Annotated in this window: 17 protein-coding genes; 10 read left to right on the plus strand and 7 right to left on the minus strand. The window is 64.4% G+C overall.

Going from position 1 to position 23,996, the window contains the following annotated elements:
* Window positions 1–7: 7 nt before the first annotated feature.
* The 7 genes from OCK01_RS03915 to OCK01_RS03940 form a co-directional block, all read right to left on the minus strand.
* Window positions 8–2,680 carry a sensor histidine kinase gene (locus OCK01_RS03915; RefSeq protein ID WP_263822777.1) on the minus strand — a complete coding sequence of 891 codons (2,673 nt, stop codon included), beginning with the start codon at window positions 2,678–2,680 and terminating at the stop codon, window positions 8–10.
* A 7-nt stretch (window positions 2,681–2,687) separates the two neighbouring features.
* Complete coding sequence (gene kdpC, locus OCK01_RS03920) at window positions 2,688–3,257, minus strand: potassium-transporting ATPase subunit KdpC (protein ID WP_263822778.1); 570 nt, start codon at window positions 3,255–3,257, stop codon at window positions 2,688–2,690.
* A 2-nt stretch (window positions 3,258–3,259) separates the two neighbouring features.
* Window positions 3,260–5,296, minus strand: a complete 2,037-nt coding sequence (gene kdpB, locus OCK01_RS03925) for a potassium-transporting ATPase subunit KdpB (protein WP_263822779.1) — start codon at window positions 5,294–5,296, stop codon at window positions 3,260–3,262.
* A gap of 9 nt (window positions 5,297–5,305) precedes the next feature.
* Complete coding sequence (kdpA, locus tag OCK01_RS03930) at window positions 5,306–7,015, minus strand: potassium-transporting ATPase subunit KdpA (protein WP_263822780.1); 1,710 nt, start codon at window positions 7,013–7,015, stop codon at window positions 5,306–5,308.
* A gap of 13 nt (window positions 7,016–7,028) precedes the next feature.
* Complete coding sequence (kdpF, locus tag OCK01_RS26510; RefSeq protein WP_182829440.1) at window positions 7,029–7,115, minus strand: K(+)-transporting ATPase subunit F; 87 nt, start codon at window positions 7,113–7,115, stop codon at window positions 7,029–7,031.
* Window positions 7,116–7,125: 10 nt separating this feature from the next.
* Window positions 7,126–7,473: a hypothetical protein gene (locus OCK01_RS03935; RefSeq protein WP_263822781.1), complete on the minus strand. Its 348-nt coding sequence runs from the start codon at window positions 7,471–7,473 to the stop codon at window positions 7,126–7,128.
* A gap of 72 nt (window positions 7,474–7,545) precedes the next feature.
* Window positions 7,546–8,334 carry an SDR family NAD(P)-dependent oxidoreductase gene (locus OCK01_RS03940; protein WP_263822782.1) on the minus strand — a complete coding sequence of 263 codons (789 nt, stop codon included), beginning with the start codon at window positions 8,332–8,334 and terminating at the stop codon, window positions 7,546–7,548.
* Window positions 8,335–8,445: 111 nt separating this feature from the next.
* Here OCK01_RS03940 and OCK01_RS03945 point away from each other — a divergent pair, with 111 nt between their 5' ends.
* From OCK01_RS03945 to OCK01_RS03990, 10 genes are all read left to right on the plus strand, one after another.
* On the plus strand, window positions 8,446–8,994 hold the full coding sequence (locus OCK01_RS03945; protein WP_263822783.1) for a TetR/AcrR family transcriptional regulator: 549 nt from the start codon (window positions 8,446–8,448) through the stop codon (window positions 8,992–8,994).
* A gap of 253 nt (window positions 8,995–9,247) precedes the next feature.
* Window positions 9,248–10,396: an FAD-dependent oxidoreductase gene (locus OCK01_RS03950; RefSeq protein WP_263822784.1), complete on the plus strand. Its 1,149-nt coding sequence runs from the start codon at window positions 9,248–9,250 to the stop codon at window positions 10,394–10,396.
* Between the two features lie 265 nt (window positions 10,397–10,661).
* Window positions 10,662–12,821 carry an FAD-dependent oxidoreductase gene (locus OCK01_RS03955; RefSeq protein WP_263822785.1) on the plus strand — a complete coding sequence of 720 codons (2,160 nt, stop codon included), beginning with the start codon at window positions 10,662–10,664 and terminating at the stop codon, window positions 12,819–12,821.
* A complete protein-coding gene (locus OCK01_RS03960; RefSeq protein ID WP_263822786.1) occupies window positions 12,818–13,627 on the plus strand; it encodes a DUF547 domain-containing protein in 810 nt (269 codons plus the stop codon). The genes OCK01_RS03955 and OCK01_RS03960 overlap by 4 nt, the downstream gene beginning before the upstream one ends.
* Window positions 13,628–13,670: 43 nt before the next feature.
* A complete protein-coding gene (locus OCK01_RS03965; protein ID WP_263822787.1) occupies window positions 13,671–14,276 on the plus strand; it encodes a CDP-alcohol phosphatidyltransferase family protein in 606 nt (201 codons plus the stop codon).
* A 97-nt stretch (window positions 14,277–14,373) separates the two neighbouring features.
* The gene (locus OCK01_RS03970; RefSeq protein WP_263822788.1) at window positions 14,374–15,570 is read left to right on the plus strand and encodes an ABC transporter substrate-binding protein; all 1,197 of its coding nucleotides are present in this window, start codon (window positions 14,374–14,376) and stop codon (window positions 15,568–15,570) included.
* Entirely contained in the window at window positions 15,567–17,276 is a 1,710-nt protein-coding gene (locus OCK01_RS03975) for an ABC transporter permease (RefSeq protein WP_263822789.1), read from the plus strand. The genes OCK01_RS03970 and OCK01_RS03975 overlap by 4 nt, the downstream gene beginning before the upstream one ends.
* Window positions 17,273–17,911 carry an ATP-binding cassette domain-containing protein gene (locus tag OCK01_RS03980; RefSeq protein WP_263822790.1) on the plus strand — a complete coding sequence of 213 codons (639 nt, stop codon included), beginning with the start codon at window positions 17,273–17,275 and terminating at the stop codon, window positions 17,909–17,911. The genes OCK01_RS03975 and OCK01_RS03980 overlap by 4 nt, the downstream gene beginning before the upstream one ends.
* Window positions 17,912–18,003: 92 nt before the next feature.
* The gene (locus OCK01_RS03985) at window positions 18,004–19,689 is read left to right on the plus strand and encodes an FAD/NAD(P)-binding protein (protein WP_263822791.1); all 1,686 of its coding nucleotides are present in this window, start codon (window positions 18,004–18,006) and stop codon (window positions 19,687–19,689) included.
* A 203-nt stretch (window positions 19,690–19,892) separates the two neighbouring features.
* Entirely contained in the window at window positions 19,893–23,948 is a 4,056-nt protein-coding gene (locus tag OCK01_RS03990; protein ID WP_263822792.1) for an Ig-like domain-containing protein, read from the plus strand.
* The last annotated feature ends 48 nt before the right edge of the window (window positions 23,949–23,996 follow it).

Below are 23,996 nucleotides of genomic sequence, written 5' to 3' on the forward strand. Positions count from 1 at the left end.
ATCTCGCCTATTTCTCGCTTCCCGGAAACCGCATGACGATGCGCGTGCCGCGTTTTCTCAGCGCGGGGCTCTCGGCATGGATCTTGCCGCCCATCGCCTCGACGAAGCCGCGGGCGATGGAAAGCCCCAGTCCCGTGCCCGGCGCGCGGCCATCCGGCTTTCCCCTGCGATAGAATTTTTCGAAGATGCGGTCCAGATCCTCGGGCGGGATGCCCTTGCCGAGATCGGTGACCGAGATCACCACATCCTTGCCGTCGCGGCGGGCGTAGACATTGATCGGCTCGTCGCCGCCATACTTCACGGCATTGTCCAAGAGGTTGAACAGCACCTGGCCGACGAGCACGCTATCGCCCCGGATCAAAGGGAGATCCGCTGCGATTCCGGTCTCGATCAGCCGGCCCGGCGCATGCTTGCGGGTCCGCTCGACGGCCGCCTGCACGACGTCGGACACATCCACCCAGTCCAGCTTCGGCTTCAGCGTGCCGGCCTCGATCCGGGTCATGTCGAGCAGATTGGCGACGAAGCGGCTCATGCGGCCGCTCTCCTCCTCGATCGACTGGAGAAGGTCGTCACGGTTCTCCGCGGTCATGCGATCGCCGAGCTGACGCAGGCCCGTCACGGCGCCGAGGATCGTCGCCAGCGGCGTGCGCAGATCATGCGAGATGGACGACAACAGGGCTTCGCGATACCGCTCCCCTTCGAGTTTCGACGCCTGCTCGACGGTTTCATCGGCGAGCCTGGCGCGGTCGAGCGCGATGGCGGTCTGGTCGAGAATCGCGGTCAAGGCGCGTTCCGCATTGATATCCAGCGGTTCGCCGACATGTTCGATCCCGCAGACGCCCGTGACGCCGTGCGGCCCCAGGAGCGGCCTGAACTGGAACCGGCTGTTCGGCAGCGTGCCCGTGCCATGCCCGGAAGGCTCGCGCTTGTCGTGGGCCCAGCGCGCCGCGGTCATGTCGGTGACGTCGAGCTCGGTGTCCGGAGGCCAGGCGGCGGCAATGTGGAGATCGCCCTGGCGCGGCGCAAGCAGCGCCACCTTCCGCTTCAGGCTCGCCTGCAGCTGCGACACGGTGAGCCATATCGCATCGTCGCTCTTGGCCGTGCTCGCGAGCTTGCGGGAGAAATCATAGAGCGATTGCAGGGCGGCCGCCCTCACCCGCGCAATCTCGGCCTGTTCGCGAATGCGGGACGCGAACCCGCCGGCGATCATGGCGACGGCGATGAAGACGAACAGCGCGAACACCTCGTGAGGCGCGGCGATCGTAAAGGTGTGGACGGGCTCGATGAAGAAGAAGTTATAGGCCAGCGCCGACAGGGCGGCTGCGAGGAAGGCGGCGACATAGCCTCCGGTGACCGACGCCCCGAGCACCGCGAGCAGGTAGAGCAGCGAGATGTTCGGCAGTTTCACGAACATGTCGATGCTCTTGCCGACCATCGTGGTCAGCGTGACGAAACCGACCGCCGACAGCGCCGCCTGTCGCAGCGCAGTCGCCTGCGGCAAGCGGAGCGCGCCGGGCCGGATCTCGCCGGGCCCGCCCTCCGGCGTCACGATGTGCACGCCCAGGCCCGAGGCCCTGCGCGCTAGCGCATCGGTGAGCGACGGGCTGAACACTGTCTGCCAGCGGCCGCGCTTGCGCGCGCCGATGACGATCTGCGTCGCATGTTCGCGCCGCGCCAGCTTCAGGATCTCTTCCACGAAGTCGTTGCCGATGATGCGCCGCGTCTCCGCGCCCAACTGTTCCGCGAGGCGAAACAGCGTCTCGATGCGCTGGAGCCGCTCCGGCGTCTCGACTTCCCGGTCGGCGCGCTCGATCGAGACGACCAGCCAGGGCGCATTGAGGCCCGAGGCCAAACGGCTCGCCACGCGCACGACCTTTTCCGACACCGGATCCGAACCGACGCAGACGAGAAGGCGCTCGCCGGTGGCCCAGGGACCGTCGATGGCGTTCTGCCTGAGATAGTCGACCATCTGATCGTCGACCCGGTCCGCCGTGCGCCTGAGCGCCAGTTCGCGCAGCGCCGTCAGGTTGCCGAGACGGAAGAAGCGGTCGACGGCGCGATTGGCGCTTTCGGGAAGATAGACCTTGCCCTCCTTCAAACGCTCGATCAGCTCGGAGGGCGACAGGTCGACCAGGAGCACCTCGTCGGCGCGCTTCAGCACGATGTCCGGCACGCGTTCGCGCACCGTCACCCCGGTGATCTGGGCGACGAGGTCGGCCAGGCTTTCGAGATGCTGGATGTTGAGCGCCGTCCAGACGTCGATGCCGGCGGCCGTCAGCTCCTCGATGTCCTGGTGCCGTTTCGGATGCCGGCTGTCTTCGGGATTGGAATGAGCGAGTTCGTCGACGATGACGATGCGCGGACGCCGCGCCAGCGTGGCGTCGAGATCGAACTCCTCCAGCATGCGGCCGCGATGGGCCACCCTGCGCCGCGGCAGAACGTCGAGGCCGTCGAGCAGCGCCGCCGTCTCGCCGCGCCCGTGGGTTTCGACCAGACCGACCACGACGTCGACGCCATCGGCCTTCAGCCTTCGGGCGCGCGACAGCATCGCATAGGTCTTGCCGACGCCGGGCGCGGCGCCCAGAAAAACGGTCAGCTTGCCCCGGCGGTCTTTATCCGCCAGGGCAAGCAGGGCATCGGGATCGGGACGTCGCTCGTCCCTGCGGTCGTTATCCGCCATCGGCCTCTCACATCTTCAGGGCGTCGAGCGCCAGATTGAGCTCTAGCATATTGACCCTTGCTTCTCCGATAACGCCGAGCGTGGGCTTTTCGACCTGTCGCGCCACGAGCGATGCGACGGCGGCGGGATCGAGCCCGCGCGCCTTGGCGACGCGCGCCGCCTGCGCCATGGCGAAGGCCGGCGAGACATGCGGGTCGAGACCCGAGCCCGACGTCGTCACCGCATCGCCAGGAACAGGCGCGGCGACGCCCTCCCCGGCGAGTTTGGCGACATCGGCGGCGACGCGGTCCTTCAGCTTGACCGAGGTGGCGCCGAGATTCGACCCCGATGACGCGGCCGCGTTGTAGGGATCTGGGCCGGTGGCCGACGGGCGCGGCCAGAAATAGCGGTCGGAGGCGAAGTTCTGCCCGATGAGCGCCGAGCCGACGATCTTGCCGTCACGGCGGATCAGGCTGCCATTGGCCGCATCCGGCATGACGGTCTGGGCGATGCCGTTGATCGCCAGCGGATAAGCGAGACCGGTCAGCACGGTCAGGGCGAGGACGAGAGTGAATGCAGGTCTGAGATGATTGAGCATGATTACACCAGATGAAGGGCGCTGACGGCGATGTCGATCGCCTTGATCCCGGCGAAGGGCAGGATCAGGCCGCCGACGCCGTAGACAAGAAGGTTGCGGCGAAGCAGCGCGGCTGCGCCTGACGGACGATAGCTGACGCCCTTGAGCGCGAGCGGGATCAACGCCACGATGATCAGCGCGTTGAAGATGACGGCGGACAGGATGGCCGACTGCGGCGAGGCCAGCCCCATGATGTTGAGGGCCTCGAGCGCCGGATAGGTGGCCACGAACAGCGCCGGGATGATGGCGAAATATTTGGCCACGTCGTTGGCGATCGAGAAGGTCGTCAGCGAACCGCGCGTCATCAGGAGTTGCTTGCCGATCTCGACGATCTCGATCAGCTTGGTCGGGCTGGAGTCGAGGTCGACCATATTGGCGGCTTCGCGGGCGGCCTGCGTGCCGGTCTGCATGGCGACGCCGACATCGGCCTGGGCGAGCGCCGGGGCGTCGTTGGTGCCGTCGCCGCACATGGCGATCAGGCGGCCGCCCTGCTGCTCGCGGCGGATATAGGCGAGCTTGTCCTCGGGCGTGGCCTGGGCGAGGAAATCGTCGACGCCGGCCTCCGAGGCGATGGCCGCCGCCGTCACCGGATTGTCGCCGGTGACCATGACCGTGCGGATGCCCATGGCGCGGAGCGCGGCGAAGCGTTCCTTGATGCCGGGCTTGACCACATCCTTGAGGTGGATGGCGCCGAGCAGGCGGTTGCCGTCGGCGACCGCGAGCGGCGTGCCGCCGGTGCGTGCGATCTGGTCGACCGCCCGGCGAAACTCGGCCGGCGCGTCCTGTTCGCTGAGGCCGGTGAATTTCAGCACGGAATCGACCGCGCCCTTGCGCAGCCGGCGGGCGCCGATATCGACGCCGGACAGTCGCGTCTCGGCGGTGAAGCCGATGACGGCGTCGAACTCGGCCTTCGGCATGGCGACCCCGAAATCGCCGGTGGCGAGCGCCACGACCGAGCGTCCCTCGGGCGTTTCGTCGGACAGCGAAGCGAGAAGCGCGGCTTCGGCCAGTTCCGCCGGCGTAACGCCGGGGGCCGGAGCGAAGTCGCTCGCCATGCGATTGCCGAAGGTGATCGTGCCGGTCTTGTCGAGCAGAAGCGTGTCGACGTCGCCGGCCGCTTCCACCGCGCGGCCCGACGTCGCGATGACGTTGAAGCGCACGAGACGGTCCATGCCGGCGATGCCGATGGCCGAGAGCAGCCCGCCGATCGTGGTCGGGATGAGCGTCACGAGAAGCGCGGCCAGCACCGTGACCGACAGAACCGTGCCGGAATAGCCGGCGAGGCCCCAGATCGCGACGCAGACGAACAGGAAGATCAGCGTCAGGCCCGACAGCAGGATCGACAGAGCGATCTCGTTCGGCGTCTTCTGACGCTGCGCGCCTTCGATCAGCGCGATCATGCGGTCGACGAAGGATGAGCCTGGCTGGACGGTGATCTTCACCTTGATCTCGTCCGACAGCACCTGCGTGCCGCCCGTCACCGCCGAGCGGTCGCCGCCGGATTCGCGAATCACGGGGGCGGATTCGCCGGTGATCGCGCTCTCGTTGACCGAGGCGACGCCTTCGATCACCTCGCCGTCGCCCGGGATGAGTTCGCCGGCCGCGACCAGCACGACGTCGCCGATCTTCAGGCTGGGGGCCGGAATCGTCTCCGTCTTGCCATTGGCGGCGAGCCGGCGGGCGACGAGTTCCGACTTGGTCTTCTTGAGACTGTCGGCCTGGGCGCGGCCGCGGCCCTCCGCCACGGCTTCCGCGAAGGTGGCGAAGAGCACGGTGAACCAGAGCCAGGCGGCGATCTGGCCGGAGAACCCGGCCTCGCCGGGATTTGCGGCGAGGTCGCGGATGAACAGGATCGTCACGACGACGGCGACGATTTCGGTCACGAAGATGACCGGGTTGCGCAGAAGCTTGCGCGGATCGAGCTTGACGAAGGCGTCGCGCATCGCCGGAAACAGGATCGACGGGTCGAGAAGACCTGGAGCCTTGTGGTCTTTTGACATGATGGTTCCTTAGAAAGTCTGGCCGGCGAGCATGGCGAAGTGTTCGACGACAGGGCCGAGCACGAGCGCCGGCAGGAATTGCAGGCCGCCGAGAATGAGGATGATGCCGACCAGCAGGCCGACGAAGAGCGGGCCGTCGGTGGGGAAGGTGCCGGCGGAGGCCGGCGACTTCACCTTGGCGGCGAGCGATCCGGCGATGGCCATGACCGGCACGACATAGGCGAAACGACCGAGCAGCATGGCGATGCCGAGCGTGGTGTTGTACCAGGCCGTATTGCCGGTGAGCCCGCCGAAGGCCGAGCCGTTGTTGCCGGCTGCGGACGTATAGGCGTAGAGAATTTCCGACAATCCATGCGGCCCCGACGTCCCCACGCTCGCCACCGCGAAGGGCAGCATGGCCGATACGGCGGTGAAGCCGAGAATGACCAGCGGCAGGATCAGCACCGCGAGCATTGCGAATTTCATCTCGCGTCCCTCGATCTTCTTGCCGAGAAATTCCGGAGTGCGGCCGACCATCAGGCCGGCGACGAAAACCGACAGCATCGCAAAGACGAGCATGCCGTAGAGGCCGGAGCCGACGCCGCCGGGCAGCACTTCTCCGAGCTGGATCAGGAACATTGGAGCGAGGCCGCCGAGCCCGGTGAACGAGCCGTGCATGCCGTTGACGCCGCCATTTGAAAGACCCGTGGTCACGGCGGCGTAGAGCGCGGTCATGGCCTGGCCGAAGCGGACTTCCTTGCCTTCCATATTGCCGAGCGCCGGGTCGACGCCGAGCGCGGTCAGGATCGTATTGCCCTGCGCTTCCGCCCAATAGGTGACCGCGACGCCGGATATCAGCAGGATCGCCATGGCCGAAATCAGCGCCCAGCCCTGCCTGCGATTTCCGACCATCTGCCCGAAGGTGTAGACCATGGCCGCCGAGATCGACAGCATGGCGAAGATGTTGAGATAGTTCGACCAGGCCGTCGGGTTTTCGAACGGATGGGCGGCGTTGACGTTGAAGAAGCCGCCGCCATTGGTGCCCAACTGCTTGATGGCTTCCTGCGAGGCCACGGGTCCGAGCGAAATGACCTGGTTGGCCCCTTCGAGCGTGGCGGCGGTCACCGAGGCGTCCAGCGTCTGCGGCAGGCCCATCGCCACAAAAGCCAGCGCGACGACGATGGCGAGCGGCAGCAGCACGTAAAGCGTGGCTCTCGTCATATCGACCCAGAAATTGCCGAGCGTCGCGACCTTGGAGCGGGCCAAAGCGCGGGTCACGGCGGCGGCGAGCGCCATGCCCGTCGCGGCCGACAGGAAATTCTGCACGGTGAGGCCGGCCATCTGCGAGAAATGGCTCATCGTCGCTTCACCGGCATAGTTCTGCCAATTGGTGTTGGTGACGAAGGAGACGGCGGTGTTGAAGGCGAGATCGGCCGGCACGCCGGCGAAACCCTGCGGGTTGAGCGGCAGATAGGCCTGAAGCCGCAACATGGCGTAGAGCGCCGCGAGACCCGTCAGCGAGAATGCGAGCATGGCGAGCGTGTAGGCGAGCCAGCTCTGCTCCTTGTCGGGCCGGACGCCGCTCAGGCGGTAGAGATCGCGCTCCAGGCGGCCGAGCACGGGCGACATGAAGGTCCGCTCGCCTGAAAACACCTTCGCCATGTAGAGGCCGAGCGGCTTGATGACGAGGAGGACGGCGAGGAAGAGGAGGCTGATTTGCAGCCATCCGAGAAGAGTCATGATGTGCTCCCGTTCAGAAGCGTTCGGGACGCAGGAGCGTCGCGACGAGATAGACGCCGAGGGCGACGGCGACGAAAAGGCCGAAAAGGGGTTCGAGCATTGCTATTCCCTCACAGGCGATCGAGCGCGCGAGCGTAGAGCGCCAGCACGAAAAGCGCGCCGGAGCCCAGCGCGATATAGACGAGGTCGGACATGTCCGGTTCTCCTGTTGATACCGACACAGGTTTATCGGCGCCTCGGGTCAGGCTTCGATTGGGAAGAAGCGGATAGGGAATAAAGAAAACATAAGGACGCGCCCAAAAGGCCGGCTGGCGAACAATGGCCGGCGGCGCGCATGGCGGGACGAAAGCCGCGTACGAACGAGGCGAACGCCGGTCACCGCGAAAGCGCCGATCAGGATGGACGACGCCCGGTATGAACCGATCCCCGGGCCAGTCGATCGCAAACGCCGCGCCCATCGGCGCGACGCCGAGATGGTCCTGGCGGATCCCGCCAGCAAGGGCGTCGTCTTCGATCGACCGCGACGACGGTCAGGCGAGCCCGCGATAGCGGTCGGCGGGAAGCGCGTTGACGAAATTGCCCAGCAGGGCTTGACGCGCGCCGTCATGAACATCCCACAGGCCCGCGTCATGCAGCGACGGGATGGTCACCGCTTCGCGGCGGTCGAAACCGATCATGGCCGCATCAACCAGATCGCTCACTTCCATGACTTCGCCCATGCTGTCGACGTCGGCGCCGACATGATCCCAGATCTCGGTCCGGGTGATGGCGGGAAGCACGGCCTGGACATAGACGCCCTTCGGACCCAATTCGTGCGCGAGCCCCTGGGACAGGAACAGGACGAAAGCCTTGGTCGCGCCATAAACCGTCATGCCGAGTTCCGGCGCGACACCGACCACCGAGCTGATATTGACGATCGCGCCCTCGCCGGCTCCGGCGAAACGTGGGGCAACGGCGCTGCTCAGCCGGACGAGCGCGGTTGCGTTCAGCGCCACGAGTCGGGTCATGTCGTCGACATTCTGCTCGATGAATTGTCCGCCGATCGCCGTTCCAGCATTGTTGACCAGAATGCCGATGCGCGCGTCGTCACGCAGCCTGGTCTCGATCTGTGCGAGATCCGTCGTCCTGGTGAGATCGGCGGGGACGATATCGACCGCCACGCCCGTCTCCTGGCGAAGGCGCTGCGCAAGCGTCTCCATGCGCTCGACGTTGCGGGCGACCAGCACGAGGTCGTGTCCGCGCCGCGCGAACCGCTCGGCATAGGCTGCGCCGATGCCGGTGGAGGCGCCGGTGATCAGGACTGCAGGAATTGCACTCATCGGATTGCTCTTTTCCATCGTTGACACTATAATCATGACGATCATCATGATTGCGCTTAAATATGACAGTCATCATGATTATGTCAACGGGCGGGTCGGAGAATCTTGAAGATGAAAGTCAGCCGAGAGCAGATGGCGGAAAACAGGCGCCGTATTTTGGACGTCGCAAGCCGGTTGTTTAAGGAAAAAGGGTTCGAGGCGGTGAGCGTCGCCGAAGTCATGAAGTCGGCCGGGCTCACGCATGGCGGCTTTTACGGACACTTCGACTCCAAGGACGATCTGGTGGCGCAGACGCTGGCGCATGCGCTCGCGGCCGACAGCGTCAACGGCGCATCGTTCGGCGACTTCGTCCGGACCTATCTGTCGCCGCGCCATCGCGACGATCCGGCCGCCGGTTGCCCGACGCCGAGCCTGGCCGCCGCCATCCGACACCAGACGCCCGCCGCGCAGGCCGCCATGACCGATGGCTTACGCGCGCAGATCGCTCGGCTCGAAAAGGCGCTTCCAGATCTGGACGACGCCAATAGGCGCCGTGCTGCGATCGGAAGCTGGGCGGCCATGGTCGGAGCCGTCATCCTGGCGCGCGCGGTCGACGATCCCGATTTTTCAGTCGAGATATTGCAGGAGACGGGGGACTGGATCGCCGGTCGTGTCGATTGATCCAAGAGGCGGCCGCCGCATGGCCCATAGCGCCTCACTCCGATCCGATCGACGCCGCCGATCGTAAGTCTCGATACGCAACCGGAATGAACACCGAGGAAAGCGACGCGAAGCGAGGGGTGGCGCTCCCGTCGGCCTGGTGATTGAAGCAACCGTCGCGTAAACTCGACCTCGGCGCGTCCGCTTGGACGCACTGCGTCGGATATCAGAGCGCGCGCCGCCTCCCCGGCGCGCCTGTTTCGAAGAGACGTCCTTGAAACGCCTTGTTCTCGTCGGCGGCGGCCATGCGCATTTGTTTGTCCTCGAAAGCCTGGCCCGGCTCGCGCGGCGCGATATCGACGTGACTGTCGTATCGCCTGGGTGCTGGCAATATTATTCCGGGATGATGCCGGGGTGGATGGCCGGTCACTACTCGCAAGAAGACATCCGTATCGATCTCCGGCGTCTTGCGGATCGGGCCGGCGCCCGTTTCGTTCAGGCCTCCATGGTCGGGATGGACGCCGGGGCGCGCCGTGTGCAGCTGTCGGACGGTTCGCGGCTGCGATATGACCGACTCTCGCTCGACATCGGCAGCGAAACCCGCCGCGACCGGCTCGACGCCAGCGGTCGGAAGCTGCTGACGGTCAAGCCGCTGGAGGTTTTCCAGCGGCGTTGGGCCGACGTGATGCGAGACGCCGTGACGCGGGGCGATTATCGTCTCGTGGTGATCGGCGGCGGGGCGGCGGGGGTGGAGCTGGCGCTTTCTGCAAACCGCGCCCTCAGAAAGGCGTGTCCCAAGGCGAGCGTCCGGCTCGTCACTGGTGCGGACGGCTTTCTGCGCGACCATTCGCCGAGCGTGCGGCGCCGGGCCATCCAGGCGTTGAAGAAAGCAGGCGTCGAGCAGATCGCCGAACGCGCCGCCGGCGCGGAAGACGGCGTCACGCTCGCTTCGGGAGAATTTCTTGGCGCCGACGCGGTTCTCGCCGCCACCGGCGCATCCGCCCCCGCCATGCTGAAAACCTCGGGACTGCGCCTTGACGCCATGGGGTTCGTGAGCGTCGATCCTTTCCACCGCAGCCTTTCTCATCCAGAGGTTTTTGCAGCCGGCGACGTCTGCTCGCGCGACGATCCGCATTTCCGGCGTTCCGGCGTTCATGCCGTCCATGCCGGCCCCGTTCTGGCCGAAAATCTGCTGGCGGCAATCGATGGGCGACCGATGAAGGCCTATCGGCCGCGAAAGACGACCCTCTATCTGCTGGCGTGCGGGGACCGATATGCGATCGCATCCTGGGGCCGCTTCAGCATCGAAGGCCATTGGGTCTGGAAATGGAAGGATCGCATCGATCGGCGTTTCGTGGCGCGGTTTTCGCCTGGCGCCGCTGCGGAGCCTGCCGACGAGGGATCGCCGCACAAGCGATTGTGAACGCGACCCATTCCACTTGCGCGGCCATTTGTGGCATCGTGATCGCAGCTCAGGAGACAAGGGAAACGCCATTGCGCAAAGCAGCAGGCCCGAGGGACGGCGCTTTATCGGAAAGCCCTGAATTCTCCGACGCCGACGCGACGTACGATGCGGGCGGGGAGCCGCTGGCCGAAGACGTCAGGACGTCACGCGCACCGGGCGATGCGCCGATTGCTCTTCGTCCAATCGCGCCCTCAATTCCGAAAGCGGCTCAGGGGTCTTGCGCATGATGAACCGAAAATCCGGCTTGGCCATCGTTGTCCTGGCCGCAATCGTCTGCGGGGCGGTGGTGCTCCGCGACGGCGCCTCATTGGAGGATTTGAAGCGCAATCTCGGCGTTCTCTCGGCCTGGAAGGAACAGTCGCCGATCGCCGCCGCAATCATCTTCTTTCTGATCTACACCGCGGTGACGGCGCTGTCGCTGCCCCTCGCCTCCTTGATGACGATCGCCGCCGGGGCGCTGTTCGGTCTGGTCTATGGCAGCCTTCTCGTGTCATTCGCCTCCAGCCTCGGCGCGACGCTCGCCTTCCTGACATCGCGCTATTTGCTGCGGCAATCCGTGCAGGCCCGGTTCGGCAACCGGCTGGATGCGGTCAACAGCGGCATGGCGCGCGACGGCGGCTTTTATCTGTTCACCCTGCGGCTGATACCGATCCTGCCGTTCTTCCTGGTCAACCTTCTGATGGGCCTTACGCCGATCAAAACCCGGACATTCTACTGGGTCAGCCAGCTCGGCATGCTGCCGGCGACGCTGGTCTACGTCAATGCCGGCACGCAGATCGCCCGGTTGACGGATCTCGCCGGAATCCTGTCGCCCGGACTGATCGGGTCCTTCGTCCTGCTCGCCCTGTTTCCGTGGCTGGCGAAAATCGCCGTGGGTTTGTGGCAGCGTCGCAGGCTGTATAGCCGATGGAGGAAACCCGCCGCGTTCGACCGAAATCTCGTCGTCATCGGCGCAGGCGCGGCGGGATTGGTCAGCGCCTATATCGCCGCCGCGGTCAAGGCCCGGGTCACGCTCGTCGAGAGCCATAAGACGGGCGGCGATTGCCTGAATTACGGATGCGTGCCGAGCAAGGCGCTGATCCGGAGCGCCAGGCTCGCCCACCAGATGCGCCACGCCGATCGCTACGGACTGGCCGCGACGACCCCCGACATCGACTTCCGGTCGATCATGGCGCGCATCCGCGCCGTGATCCGCGCCATCGAACCCCATGACAGCATCGAGCGCTATACGGCGCTGGGCGTGGACGTGGTCGAAGGGCGCGCGCGCATCGTCGATCCATGGACGGTCGAAATCGCGCGCGCGGACGGCGGCAAGACGACGCTGACGACGCGATCGATCATCATCGCAACCGGCGCCGCCCCCTTCACGCCGCCGCTCCCCGGGATCGAGGACAGCGGCTATCTGACTTCTGACACGTTGTGGGATCATCTCGCCGCGCTCGAACAGGCGCCGCGCCGCGTGGTGGTGCTCGGAGGCGGACCGATCGGCGTCGAACTGGCGCAGGCGCTGGCCCGGCTGGGATCGCATGTGACCCAGGTCGAGATGGCGCCGCGCATCCTGATCCGCGAGGACGAAGACGTTTCGCTCTGTGCGAGACGGGCGCTGGAAGCGGACGGCGTCGAGATCCTGACCGGTCACAAGGCGCTCGCCGTGTCGCGCGAGGCCGACGGCTCACGCGTCATCCAGGTCGAACAGAACGGGGCCGAGAAGCGTATCGGCTTCGATATGCTCGTCTGCGCCGTCGGTCGCGCGCCGCGCCTCGCCGGCTTTGGACTGGAGGAGCTGGGTATTCCGGTGGGACGCACCGTCGTTACCAACGGTTTCATGCAAACACGCTTCCCCAATATCCTCGCCGCCGGCGACGTGGCCGGACCTTACCAGTTTACCCATACGGCCTCACATCAGGCCTGGTACGCCTCGGTCAATGCGCTGTTCGGGATCGTTCGTAAATTTCGCGCCGATTATCGCGTCGTTCCCTGGGCCACCTTCATCGATCCGGAAGTGGCCCGCGTAGGCCTCAACGAGCAGGAGGCCCGTGAACAGAACATCGCCTATGAAGTGGTCCGCTACGATATGGCCGAACTCGACCGGGCCATCGCCGACAGCGCCGCCAGAGGCTTCGTCAAGGTGCTGACGGCGCCGGGCAAGGACCGGATTCTCGGCGTCACGATCGTCGGCGAACATGCCGGCGATCTTCTGGCCGAATATGTCCTGGCCATGAAACACGGCCTGGGGCTCAACCGGATTCTAGGCACGATCCATACTTATCCGACCTTTTCGGAAGCCGCCAAATACACGGCCGGAGAATGGAGAAAAGCGCATGTCTCCCCCCGGACGCTGAGGTTCCTGGAGTGGTTTCACGCCTGGAGGCGCGGGGCATGACCATGACGCGGTTCGTCCGGACATTCATCGCCCTGATCCTCGCCATAGCCGGCACGCTTGCGCGGGCGGAGAGTTTCGACCATTCGCTCCTGGACGGCCTGCTCGAGCGCACCGTTTCGAGCCCGGACGGCGGCCGTTCCACCGTGGTGGATTACGCGGCGATCAAGGGCTTGCAGTCGACGTTGTCGTCCTATCTCGAAGACGCCGCGGCCGTGGACCGCAAAGCCTTCGACGCATGGCCGAAGACGGATCAGCTGGCTTTCCTGATCAACGTCTACAACGCCGCGACGATCGAACTCGTGGCGAAAGCCTATCCCGACATCGCGTCCATCAAGGATCTCGGGACGCTGCTGTCGTCGCCATGGCGCAAGGATTTCGTGAAGCTGTTCGGAAGCGAGCGCTCACTGGACGACATCGAGCATGGGCTCATTCGCGGCTCGGGGCGCTACGACGATCCGCGGATCCATTTCGCGGTCAATTGCGCCAGCATCGGTTGCCCAGCCTTGCGGCCCGAAGCATATTCCGGCGATCGGCTCGACAGCCAATTGGAGGAACAGACGGTTCTCTTCCTGTCGGACCGCAGCCGCAACCGTTTGAACGGCGACAGGCTCGACGTGTCGCCGATCTTCAAATGGTATCGGGAAGACTTCGAGAAAGGGTTTCGCGGCGCCGACAGCCTCTCCGCATTTCTGGCGACCTATGCCGGACCGCTCGGCCTGGACGGGGACGTTGAGAAACGCCTCGCCGAGGATCGGCTGAAAATTGGCTTCCTGAAATATGACTGGCGACTGAACGCCAAGCGCTAGAAAGGCGCGTATCAAGAGCCGACGCGCGCTTCGAGGACCAGAAATGTTCGACCGACATATTTTACCCGTGCAGAAATCGATCCTCCGGCCCGTCGCCGGCTGGCTGCGCCTGCGCGGCGTGACGGCGGACCAGTTGTCGATTGCGGGTTTCTGCCTGGGCCTCTTATCATTGCCGATGATCGGGCTGGGATATTTTGGGGCCGGGCTCGCCTTCATCGCTGCGAACCGGCTTTTCGACGGTCTCGACGGAGCCGTCGCCCGCATGGGAGCGCCCACCGATCGCGGAGCCTTTCTGGACATCGCTCTGGACTTCGCCTTCTACGCCTTGGTGCCGCTCGCCTTCGCCTGGGCCGATCCCGCCGCAAACGCGCTCGCCGCGGCAACCCTGATCGCGGCCTTCGTCGGAACGGGATCGAGCTTCCTGGCGTTCTCCAGCATCGCCGCCAGACGCGGCATGTCGTCGAACGACTATCCGCAGAAAGGTCTCTATTACCTGGGCGGGCTGACGGAAGGCGCCGAGACGGTCGGCCTGTTCGTCGCCATGTGCATCTGGCCGAACCTGTTTCCCATTCTGGCCTTCGTCTTTGCCGCGCTTTGCCTGATCACGACGCTGACCCGGTGGCGTCAGGGCTGGACGGCGTTTTCGTGATCGCGTCGGACCAAGATGACTGTAATAATCCGGCTTCGGCCAACGCCAAACGACATGACGCGGCCCTTCTCGCGTCCAGCCCCGTCAAGGAGAACCCATGCGGACATTGCCACTGATCGCTGCCCTCGGACTGAGCATCCTGTCTCCGACCGCGTTTGCGGCCGATGCCTGGAACGAAACCCTCGACAAGGCCAGGGGACAGACCGTCTACTGGAACGCCTGGGGCGGCGACGAACGCACCAACGCCTTCATCGCCTGGGCGGGAGAACAGGTGCAGGCGCGTTACGGCGTTTCGATCCGGCAGGTCAAGCTCACCGACACCGCCGAAGCCGTCACCCGGGTGATCGCTGAAAAGGCGGCCGGCAAAGAAGACGGCGGCTCCGTCGATCTCATCTGGATCAACGGGCCCAATTTTCTGTCGATGAAGGAAAAGGGACTGCTGCACGGACCCTTCGTCGCCGAACTTCCGAATGCGCGGTTTCTCGACCTGAGCCCCGCCTCGGCGGCCTCGGTCGATTTCACCGTGCCGGTCGAGGGCTACGAGTCGCCGTGGCGGCTCGCCAAATTCGTCTTCAACTACGATTCGGAGCGACTTGCGCAGCCTCCGAAATCGATGACGGTGCTCCTCGCCTGGGCGAGGCAGAATCCCGGCCGCTTCACCCATCCCGACGTCAGCAATTTTATGGGCGCGACCTTTCTCAAACAGGCGCTGATAGAGTTGGCTCCCGATCCTGCGGCGCTGCAGGCGCCGGCGACCGACGCCGATTTCGATGCGGCGACCGCGCCTCTATGGGCGTGGTACGATGAGCTCCGGCCGCAGCTCTGGAGGAACGGGGACACTTTTCCCGCCAACGAATCGGCTCAGCAGCAGCTGCTCAACGACGGAGAAATCGATATTTCCATGTCGTTCGACCCCGCCAGCGCCGCCGCCGCGATCGGCGAAGGCCGCTTGCCGGACTCGGTTCGCACCTATGCGCTCGATGGCGGCGCGATCGGCAATATCAGCTTCGTCGCCATTCCCTTCAACGCCGCCAACAAGGAAGGCGCCAAGGTGGTGGCCAATTTCCTGCTCGAGCCGGACACCCAGGCTCATGCCCAGAATATCGACGTGCTCGGCAGTTTTTCGGTTCTCGACACACGCAAACTCGGGGACGAGGAAAAGGCCCTCTTCACAGCCTTGCCGACATCGCCGGCGCTCCCTCGCAATGAGGATCTCGGCCGCACATTGCTGGAGCCGCATGCGTCCTGGATGACGCGGCTGACCGAAGAATGGGCCAGACGCTACACGAAATGAGCATCCGTCCGGGAACCGCCCTGCAGTATTTCTCCGTGGCGCTGGCGTTTCTCGGGATCGTCACGCCGATCTTGCTCGGCCTGTGGCAGACCATGATGCCCGCCTTCGGCATTTTGCCGGCCATCGGCGCCATGACGCCGAATCTCCACGCCTGGAGGACGCTCTTCGCATTGCCCGGAGTGGGGACGAGCCTGCGGCTCACCCTCTTCGTCGGATTTGTCTCGACGGCGCTGTCGCTGGCTTTCGCTGTGGCTTTCTGCGCGTCGATGCATGGGCGCATCGCGGCGCGACGCGCAGAACGGCTGCTCGCGCCCCTGCTCGCCGCGCCGCATGCGGCGCTCGCCATCGGGGTCGCGTTCCTGATCGCGCCGTCCGGATGGCTGGTCCGTATCGTCAGCCCCTGGGCCAGCGGCTGGACGACCCCGCCCCAGGCGACCACGATCCACGATCCGGCCGGTTGGGCGCTGATCTTCGGACTGATGATCAAGGAAATCCCTTTCTTCCTGCTGGTCATCGTCGCGGCTCTCGACCAGATCGCCGTCCGCCAGCAGATCGCGATGGCGCGCGCGCTCGGCTACGGCCGCGGCGTCATCTGGATCAAGGTCGTCCTTCCCCAGGTCTATCGGCAGATCCGGCTGCCGGTCTATGCGGTTCTGGCTTTCACGCTGTCGGTGGTCGACGTCGCCATCATTCTCGGTCCTTCCAATCCCCCCGTCCTTTCGGTCGCAGCGATGCGGTGGTTCACGGCGGCCGACGTCGATCTTCTCCTGCCGGCTGCGGCGGCCGCCATCCTGCAGATCGGCGTCGTGGCCGGCGGCGTTCTGATCTGGTGGACCGGCGAACACATCGTCGGCGCAGTCGGTCGATGGGTGGTCCGCCGCGGCGGCCGGGGCATGCGAAGCGAGCCGCTGATCCGGCTGGCGTCATTGGCCGCGGCGACGCTGATGGCCGTCGGATTGTCGGCGATCGTTTCGCTGTTCGTCTGGTCTGTGGCCTGGCGCTGGACCTTTCCCGACAGCCTGCCGTCCGCCTGGTCGCTGACGGGCTGGAGCCGCTCGGCCGCCGGCTGGTCCTCGGCGCTTCTCGACACCGTTCTGCTCGGGATACTGTCCACGCTGATCTCGGCCGTCGCGGCGATTCTGTGGCTCGAAGGGGAGGACCGCAGCGGCCGCAGGCTGCCGGCCGCCGCCACAGCGTTGATCTATCTTCCTCTGATGGCGCCGCAGATCGCCTTTCTCTACGGTCTGCAGGTCGTTTCGCTCCAGGTCGGGCTCGATGGCCTCTGGGCCTCGGTGCTATGGGGCCATGTGCTGTTCGTGTTTCCCTACATCATGCTCGCCCTCGGCGATCCCTGGCGAGCGCTCGACCCGCGCTACGCCCGCGCCGCCGCCGCGCTCGGCGTTTCGCCGATGCGGACGCTGATCCTGGTCAAATTGCCGCTTCTCCTGCGGCCGCTGCTGGCGGCGACTGCCATCGGTTTCTCCGTGAGCGTCGCCCTGTATCTGCCGACGCTTTTCCTCGGCGCGGGCCGCATTAGCACATTGACAACCGAGGCGGTGACCTTGTCGTCCGGCGGTGACCGTCGCATCGTGGGCGTCTACGCTTTTCTGCAGGCATTGCTGCCTATGCTGGCCTATGCCGCCGCATTGGGTCTGCCGCGCCGGCTGTTTTCAAACCGCCGCGATCTGAATGGAGACGCCAGTTGAAGCCGCTCATCCTCCAACATGTCGCCATCGGCCTGCGCAATGGTTCGCAATCATTGATCGCTCCGCTCGATCTGACTGTCGCGCCCGGGGAGATTGCGACGGTGACGGGCCCGAGCGGCATCGGCAAGTCGACCCTGCTCGCCTTCATCGGCGGTCACCTCGATCGCGCGTTCCGCGCCGATGGCCGCATCCTGATCGGTGATCGCGACTTGACGAAGATCCCTGCCGAAAAACGCAGGATCGGCATCCTGTTTCAGGACGACCTGCTCTTTCCGCATCTGTCGGTGGGCGACAATCTCGCCTTCGGGCTGCGGCAGGACATACGCGGCGGCGCGGAGCGCAGGAAGCATGTCCAGAATGCGCTCGAAGCCGCCGGCCTCGATGGCTTCATCGATCGCGATCCGTCCACGCTTTCGGGAGGCCAGAGGGCGCGTGTGGCGCTGATGCGAACGCTTCTGGCCGAGCCCGAAGCATTGCTCCTGGACGAACCTTTTTCCAAACTCGACAGCAGCTTGCGCGACGAATTCAGGAGTTTTGTCTTCGCGCATGCTCGCCGCAACCGACTGCCGGTGTTGTTGGTCACCCATGACGACGCGGACGCCATTGCCGCGGGCGGCGTGCGGATCGGCCTTTGAGCCTCGTCGACGGCGATCGCATAGATGCTTCGCACGGAACTTAGTGCGGCCCGCGACATTGTGCGATCGAGGCAATTCCGCCGAAATCAGGCATGTTTTTCGTTATGATTACTTCCGTCGCCATTATCGGCTCCGGTCCGACCGGGATCTATACGCTAAAGGGCCTCGTCGCCGGCCAGAGACCGATCAGGATCACCATCTTCGAACGAGAAAGCGAACCGGGCAAGGGAACGCCCTATCATCCAGATATGAATGATCGCGCCATGCTGTCGAACATCGCCAGCATCGAACTTCCGCCGGTCTGCGAAACGCTGGTCGACTGGCTCGGACGACAGTCGGATGCGACGCTCGCCGAACTGGGCGTTCGACGCGACGCCATCGATGTGCGGGAATTCTACCCGCGCGTCGTGCTCGGCGACTATTTCAAGGCCCAGTTCGATCAGCTTCTCGTCGCCGGCGCGGCGCGGGGTCACGACATCGTGGTGGAGGGTGGACGCGACGTCGTCGATATCGAGCTCCATGAGAGTGAGATCCGCCTCCTCGTCGAAGACCAAGACGGCGCGCAAGAAAATTTCGTCTTCGACCATGTGGTGATGGCGACCGGTCACGACTGGCCGGAGACGACCGAGATCAAGCCCGGCTATTTCGTTTCGCCCTGGCCGGCGCCGATCCTGAAGACGATCCCGGCCTGCAAGGTCGGCATATTGGGCACGTCCCTGAGCGCCATCGATGCGCTGGTCACCATCGCCACCCGCCATGGAGGCTTCCTTCTCGATGAGGCCGGTGTCTTGCAATATGCGCCCTCGCCCGGTTCGGACGCGCTTACGGTGACGATGATGTCGCGCAAGGGCGTCCTGCCGGAAGCCGATTTCTATTGCGAATTTCCATACCGCCCCCTCGACATCTGCACGCCGGAAGCGGTTGACCATCTCGTCGAAACGCGAAGACACGATCTGCTGGACGCGGTCTTCGATCTGTTCAAGCGCGAGCTCGCCGCCTGCGATCCCGCCTACGCCGCCGCGATCGGCCTGTCGCTGCAAACGGTTGAGACGATCGGCGCCGCTTATTTTGGAGCGCGCGAGTCGTCGGATCCCTTCGTCTGGGCTGCGATGAATCTCGCGGAAGCCGAAGCCAACAAGGCGAACAGGCATGTCGTCGAATGGCGCTATGCGATCCTGCGCATGCACGAGGTGATCGCAAAAGCCATTCCTCACCTGCACGACCAGGACCTCGACCGCTTCCACAAATATTTCAAGACCCTGTTCGTCGACGACTACGCCACAGTGCCGCACGATTCCATCCGCCGCTTGCTGGCCCTGCGCCGCGCGGGCAAGCTGACCGTGATCGCGCTGGGCGACGAAAGCGAAATCGACAATGCAACGGTCGAGTGCGGCGCCGTGGTCGCCGTCGGCGAAGAGAAGCTCGCATTCGACGCCTTCATCGATGCCACAGGCCAACATCCGCTCTCGGCGCGGGACATGCCCTTCCCGACGCTCCGCCAACAGGGCGTGATCCGCAAGGCGTCGAGCAGGGTCGCTGATCTCCTTTCGAAAGGCGACGACGGCGCGATCCGCCGCACGGGCGGCGTGGATCTCGACGGGGCGTTTCGCCCGATCTTCGAACGCCCCCTCACCAACAGGCTCTATTGCGGCTCGATCGCCTTCCTGTTGCACAAGCTGCCCTTCGTTCAGGGAATCACCAGCGCGCGCGATATCGGTCAGGTCATTTCCGCCGCGATCATCGAGGAGGTGGACAAAGGAGAGCTCGTCGCGGCGTGAACACGCTTTTTTTGGGTGCGCTATGGTCGCGGCCGCCGCCGCATGCATGGCATCGTTCGCCGCCGCGCCCAAAAAACGCCTCACCTAACGTCATGAAAAATCTGCATACCCAAAAGTGGTGATGAAATTCGCGGAGCAAGTGGTTACCGAAAGGTATCGCTTTGCGGTTCGACGGATTTTCAATTCACTTTTGGGACAGACAGATGACGATTTTCGAGGGCGGCGCAGAAACACGGGTCAACACGGCGCTTCCGGGCGACCAGTCGGACGCGCAAATCACCATGTTGAAGAACGGCGGCTGGGTGATCACCTGGACCGACCCCAACGACGGCAACGATTCAGGCATTTTCCAGCAAGCGTACAACGCCGATGGAACGCCGCTCGGCGCGCAGACTCAGGTTAATACGGCGACGTATTTCCGCCAGTTTCATTCTCAGGTCGCAGCACTGGCCGACGGCGGCTGGATCGTGACCTATACCGGCTGGGACTCGGGCGGCTACGGAGTCTATAAGCAGCTTTTCACTGCCGACGGCACGAAGAGCGGCGTCGAGACGCTCGTCAACACGACTCAGACCTTCGATCAAGAGCGCTCCGCCCTCACAGTTCTCGCTGACGGAAGCTATGTCATCGCCTGGGCCAGCCATATGCAGGACGGGGGCGGCGATGGATACGGCGTTTACCAGCAGCTCTACAGCGCCGATGGCGCCAAGATCGGCGTTGAAACCATCGTCAACACCACCACTTTGGGAAGCCAGAAAGCGCCGAACATCGCGCTTCTCGCCAATGGCGGCTATGTCGTCTCTTGGACGCAGGCGAGTGACGACTTGTCGGCAGGCGTGGTCTACTCGCAGACCTTCGACGCAGCGGGCGCAAAGGTCGGCTCCGAGCACAGCCACGCCGTCAGCGGCAAGGGTGCTGTCGACAGCCAGGTGGCCGGACTCGCCGACGGCGGCTATGTCGTCACCTGGATCAATCAACAGTCCTCCGGCAATATCGCCACCGGCGCCTACGCGCAGGTTTATAATGCCGACGGCACGGAGCGCGGCGGCGAAATCACCGTCTCGTCCAATCTGGGGGGATATCGCAACGATTGGTCGGTGATGCAGCCCGACGTGACGGGCCTTCCGAACGGCGAATTCATCGTTGTCTGGACACAGAATGACGGAAACAACCGCGGCGTCTATGCGCAGGCTTACAATGCCGATGGATCTGCGGATGGATCATCCTTCCTGGTTTCGGAAGACATTTCCAACGACCTGATGGAGCCTCAGATCATCTCCACCGGCGATGGCGGCTTTAAGGTCGTCTGGCGCGAATCCGGTTTCGACAGCTCTACGGATGTGTATGTGCGTACCTTCAGCCCGGCAAACAATGCGCCGACCGGTATGGACGCCACGCTCTACGCCGACGAAGATGAGCCCTACGTGTTCAGCATCGACGATTTCGGCTTTGAGGACACCGATGGCGACATCCTCGGCGGCGTGACCATCGAAAGTCTGCCCGAAAACGGGTCCCTAACCCTGAATGACATTGAGGTGACCGCCGGCCAGTTCATCGCCGCCGAGGATATCAGGTCGCTCGTCTGGATGCCGTCGGCCGACGCCAGCGGCGAAGGTATCGCCAGCTTCACCTTCACCGTCATCGATTCCAACGGCAAGTCGTCGGACGTCTCGAATACGATCACCTTCGACGTCGAGGAAGTCCCCGAACTCCTGGGTTATGAGGGCGGCGCCGAGGTCCGGGTGAACACAACGATTGCCGGCGACCAGTGGGATGCGCAGGTGACGATGCTGGCCGATGGCGGCTGGGTGGTCACCTGGACGGATCCCGGCAAGGACGGTAATGACAACGGCGTGTTCCAGCAGGCCTATGATTCCGAAGGCGCGCCGCTCGGCGGAGAAACGCAGGTCAACACGGCGACCCATTTCCGCCAGTTCAACTCTCAGGTCGCAGCGCTGCCCGAGGGCGGCTGGATCGTGACTTACACGGGCTGGGACTCCAACGACTACGGCATCTACAAACAGGTCTTCAACGCCGACGGCACGAAGAATGGCGTCGAAACGCTCGTCAATACGACCCAGGCCGATTCTCAGGCGCAGTCCGCCATCACCGTTTTCGAAGACGGCGGCTATGCGATCGCCTGGGCCAGCAATCTTCAGGACGGCAACGCCGCCGGGATCTTCCAGCAACTCTACAACGCCGACGGCACGAAGAATGGTGCCGAAGTTCAGGTGAACACCACCACCATCGGCAACCAGATCATGCCCAATATCACGGCGCTCGCCGCAGGCGGCTACGTGATGTCCTGGACGCAGGCGAGCGACGACATGTCTTCGGGCGTCGTTTATTCGCAGATGTTCGACGATACCGGCGCCAAGATCGGCTCTGAACACAGCCATGCCGTCAGCGGCAAGGGCGCTGTCGACAGCCAGGTGTCCGGGCTCGCCGACGGCGGCTATGTCGTGACCTGGGCCAATCAGCAGGCTTCCGGCTCGATCGCCACCGGCGTCTTCGCACAGATCTACAACGCCGACGGAACGGAGCGCGGCGCAGAAGTCACGGTCTCGCCCAATCTCGGCGGGGCGGCCAATCTCTGGTCGGTGATGCAGCCCGACGTGCTCGGCCTGCCGAACGGCGACTTCATCATCGTCTGGACTCAGGGCGACGATTCGGGCCGCGGCGTATTCGGTCAGGTCTTCAATTCGGATGGCACGACCGACGGCGCTAGATTCACGATCACCGCTGACGCGGCCTCCGACCAGATGGAGCCGCAGATCACGGCGACCGACGACGGCTTCATGGTCGTCTGGCGCGAATTCGGCAGCGAAAGCACGACCGACGTCTATAGCCGCAGGTTCTCTGCGGTCTACGAAAGCGACAATGCCGCACCCACGGGTTCCGACGCGACTATCTCGGTTCTCGAGGATGCGAGCCATGTCTTCTCCGCGGAAGATTTCGGCTTCGGCGACGACGACGGCGACGATCTCGCTTCGGTGACCATCAAGTCCCTGCCTGAAAAAGGCGCGCTGACCCTGAATGGCGAAGCCATCGGCGAAGGCGTCGAGATCGCCGCCGAAGATCTCGGCGACCTCGTCTGGACGCCCGGAGCCGACGCCAATGGCGCGAATTTCGCCGAATTCGAATTCTCCGTCACCGACGACGCGGGCTCCACATCCGAAGAGAGCTATGTCATCAGCTTCGACGTCGAGGCCGTCAACGACGCGCCGACCGGCGCCGACAAGACCTTGACCACGTTGGAAGACACGACGCTGACGCTCTCCGCGTCGGATTTCGTCTTCAACGATGTCGACGGAGAGATGCTGGCTTCGATCACGATCGAGGTGCTTCCGGAAAACGGCAGGCTCACCTTGAACGGCGAGGATGTCGCCCAAGGCGCAGAGATCTCCGCAAAGGATCTGGCCGGCCTCGCCTGGACGCCGGCCGCCAATGCCAATGGCGACGATCTCGCGAGCTTCGAATTCACCGTCGCCGACGAGGCCGGCGCTTCTTCGGAGGAGGCCTATGCGCTGACCTTCGACGTCGCGGCTGTCAACGACGCCCCCTCGGGCGCCAACAAAACGGTCACCGTCAAGGAAGACACCAGCGTCAAGCTGACCGCGGCGAATTTCGGCTTCAGCGACGCCGACGGTGACAAGTTCGCCGGCGTCAAGATCATCGCCCTTCCAAACTCCGGAGATCTCATGCTGGCCGGCAAGGCCGTCAAGGCCGGACAGACCATCGACGCGAGCAAATTGTCGAAGCTGGTCTGGACGCCCGATGAAAACGACGCGGGCAACGGCCTCGGCAAGATCGGCTTCAAGGTGATGGACGATGGCGGCCGGGAAAATGGCGGTATCGACACAGATCCGACCACCAATGTCCTGACCATCAACGTCAAGGAGGTGCGTGATGTGTTCACCGGCACCTCCAAGGCCAACACGCTGACCGGCACCAAGTTTGCCGATACGCTCGACGGCCGAGGCGGTGCGGACAAGCTGACCGGCAAGGGCGGCGCCGACACGTTCGTGTTCGGCGACGGTTACGGCAAGGACACGATCACCGATTTCGCGACAAAAGGAAAAGCCCACGACATCATCGATCTCGGCAGTTCCGACGTCGTCGACAGCTTCGCCGATCTCCAAGCGGATCATCTGGTGCAGAAGGGCGCAAATGTCCTGGTCGACCTCGGCGACGGCGACGTGCTGACGCTTCTCAACGTCAAGATCAAGACGTTGACGGCCGATCACTTCGATTTCTGACCCGCCGCTTTCACGCGTTTTACGACCCCGCCGGTCTCCGGCGGGGTC

It is taken from the genome of Rhizobium sp. TRM95796 (genome assembly GCF_025779995.1).
Classification (GTDB): domain Bacteria; phylum Pseudomonadota; class Alphaproteobacteria; order Rhizobiales; family Rhizobiaceae; genus Rhizobium_E.

Bases quoted from the DNA above. Each gene is read 5' to 3' on its own strand.
- OCK01_RS03990 (WP_263822792.1), top strand. From the start codon at position 19,893: ATGACGATTTTCGAGGGCGGCGCAGAAACACGGGTCAACACGGCGCTT.
- OCK01_RS03975 (WP_263822789.1), top strand. From the start codon at position 15,567: ATGAGCATCCGTCCGGGAACCGCCCTGCAGTATTTCTCCGTGGCGCTG.
- OCK01_RS03955 (WP_263822785.1), top strand. From the start codon at position 10,662: ATGATGAACCGAAAATCCGGCTTGGCCATCGTTGTCCTGGCCGCAATC.
- kdpF (WP_182829440.1), bottom strand. From the start codon at position 7,115: ATGCTCGAACCCCTTTTCGGCCTTTTCGTCGCCGTCGCCCTCGGCGTC.
- OCK01_RS03935 (WP_263822781.1), bottom strand. From the start codon at position 7,473: ATGGGCGCGGCGTTTGCGATCGACTGGCCCGGGGATCGGTTCATACCG.
- OCK01_RS03915 (WP_263822777.1), bottom strand. From the start codon at position 2,680: ATGGCGGATAACGACCGCAGGGACGAGCGACGTCCCGATCCCGATGCC.
- OCK01_RS03960 (WP_263822786.1), top strand. From the start codon at position 12,818: ATGACCATGACGCGGTTCGTCCGGACATTCATCGCCCTGATCCTCGCC.
- OCK01_RS03985 (WP_263822791.1), top strand. From the start codon at position 18,004: ATGTTTTTCGTTATGATTACTTCCGTCGCCATTATCGGCTCCGGTCCG.
- kdpC (WP_263822778.1), bottom strand. From the start codon at position 3,257: ATGCTCAATCATCTCAGACCTGCATTCACTCTCGTCCTCGCCCTGACC.
- kdpB (WP_263822779.1), bottom strand. From the start codon at position 5,296: ATGTCAAAAGACCACAAGGCTCCAGGTCTTCTCGACCCGTCGATCCTG.
- OCK01_RS03940 (WP_263822782.1), bottom strand. From the start codon at position 8,334: ATGAGTGCAATTCCTGCAGTCCTGATCACCGGCGCCTCCACCGGCATC.
- OCK01_RS03970 (WP_263822788.1), top strand. From the start codon at position 14,374: ATGCGGACATTGCCACTGATCGCTGCCCTCGGACTGAGCATCCTGTCT.
- kdpA (WP_263822780.1), bottom strand. From the start codon at position 7,015: ATGACTCTTCTCGGATGGCTGCAAATCAGCCTCCTCTTCCTCGCCGTC.
- OCK01_RS03945 (WP_263822783.1), top strand. From the start codon at position 8,446: ATGAAAGTCAGCCGAGAGCAGATGGCGGAAAACAGGCGCCGTATTTTG.
- OCK01_RS03965 (WP_263822787.1), top strand. From the start codon at position 13,671: ATGTTCGACCGACATATTTTACCCGTGCAGAAATCGATCCTCCGGCCC.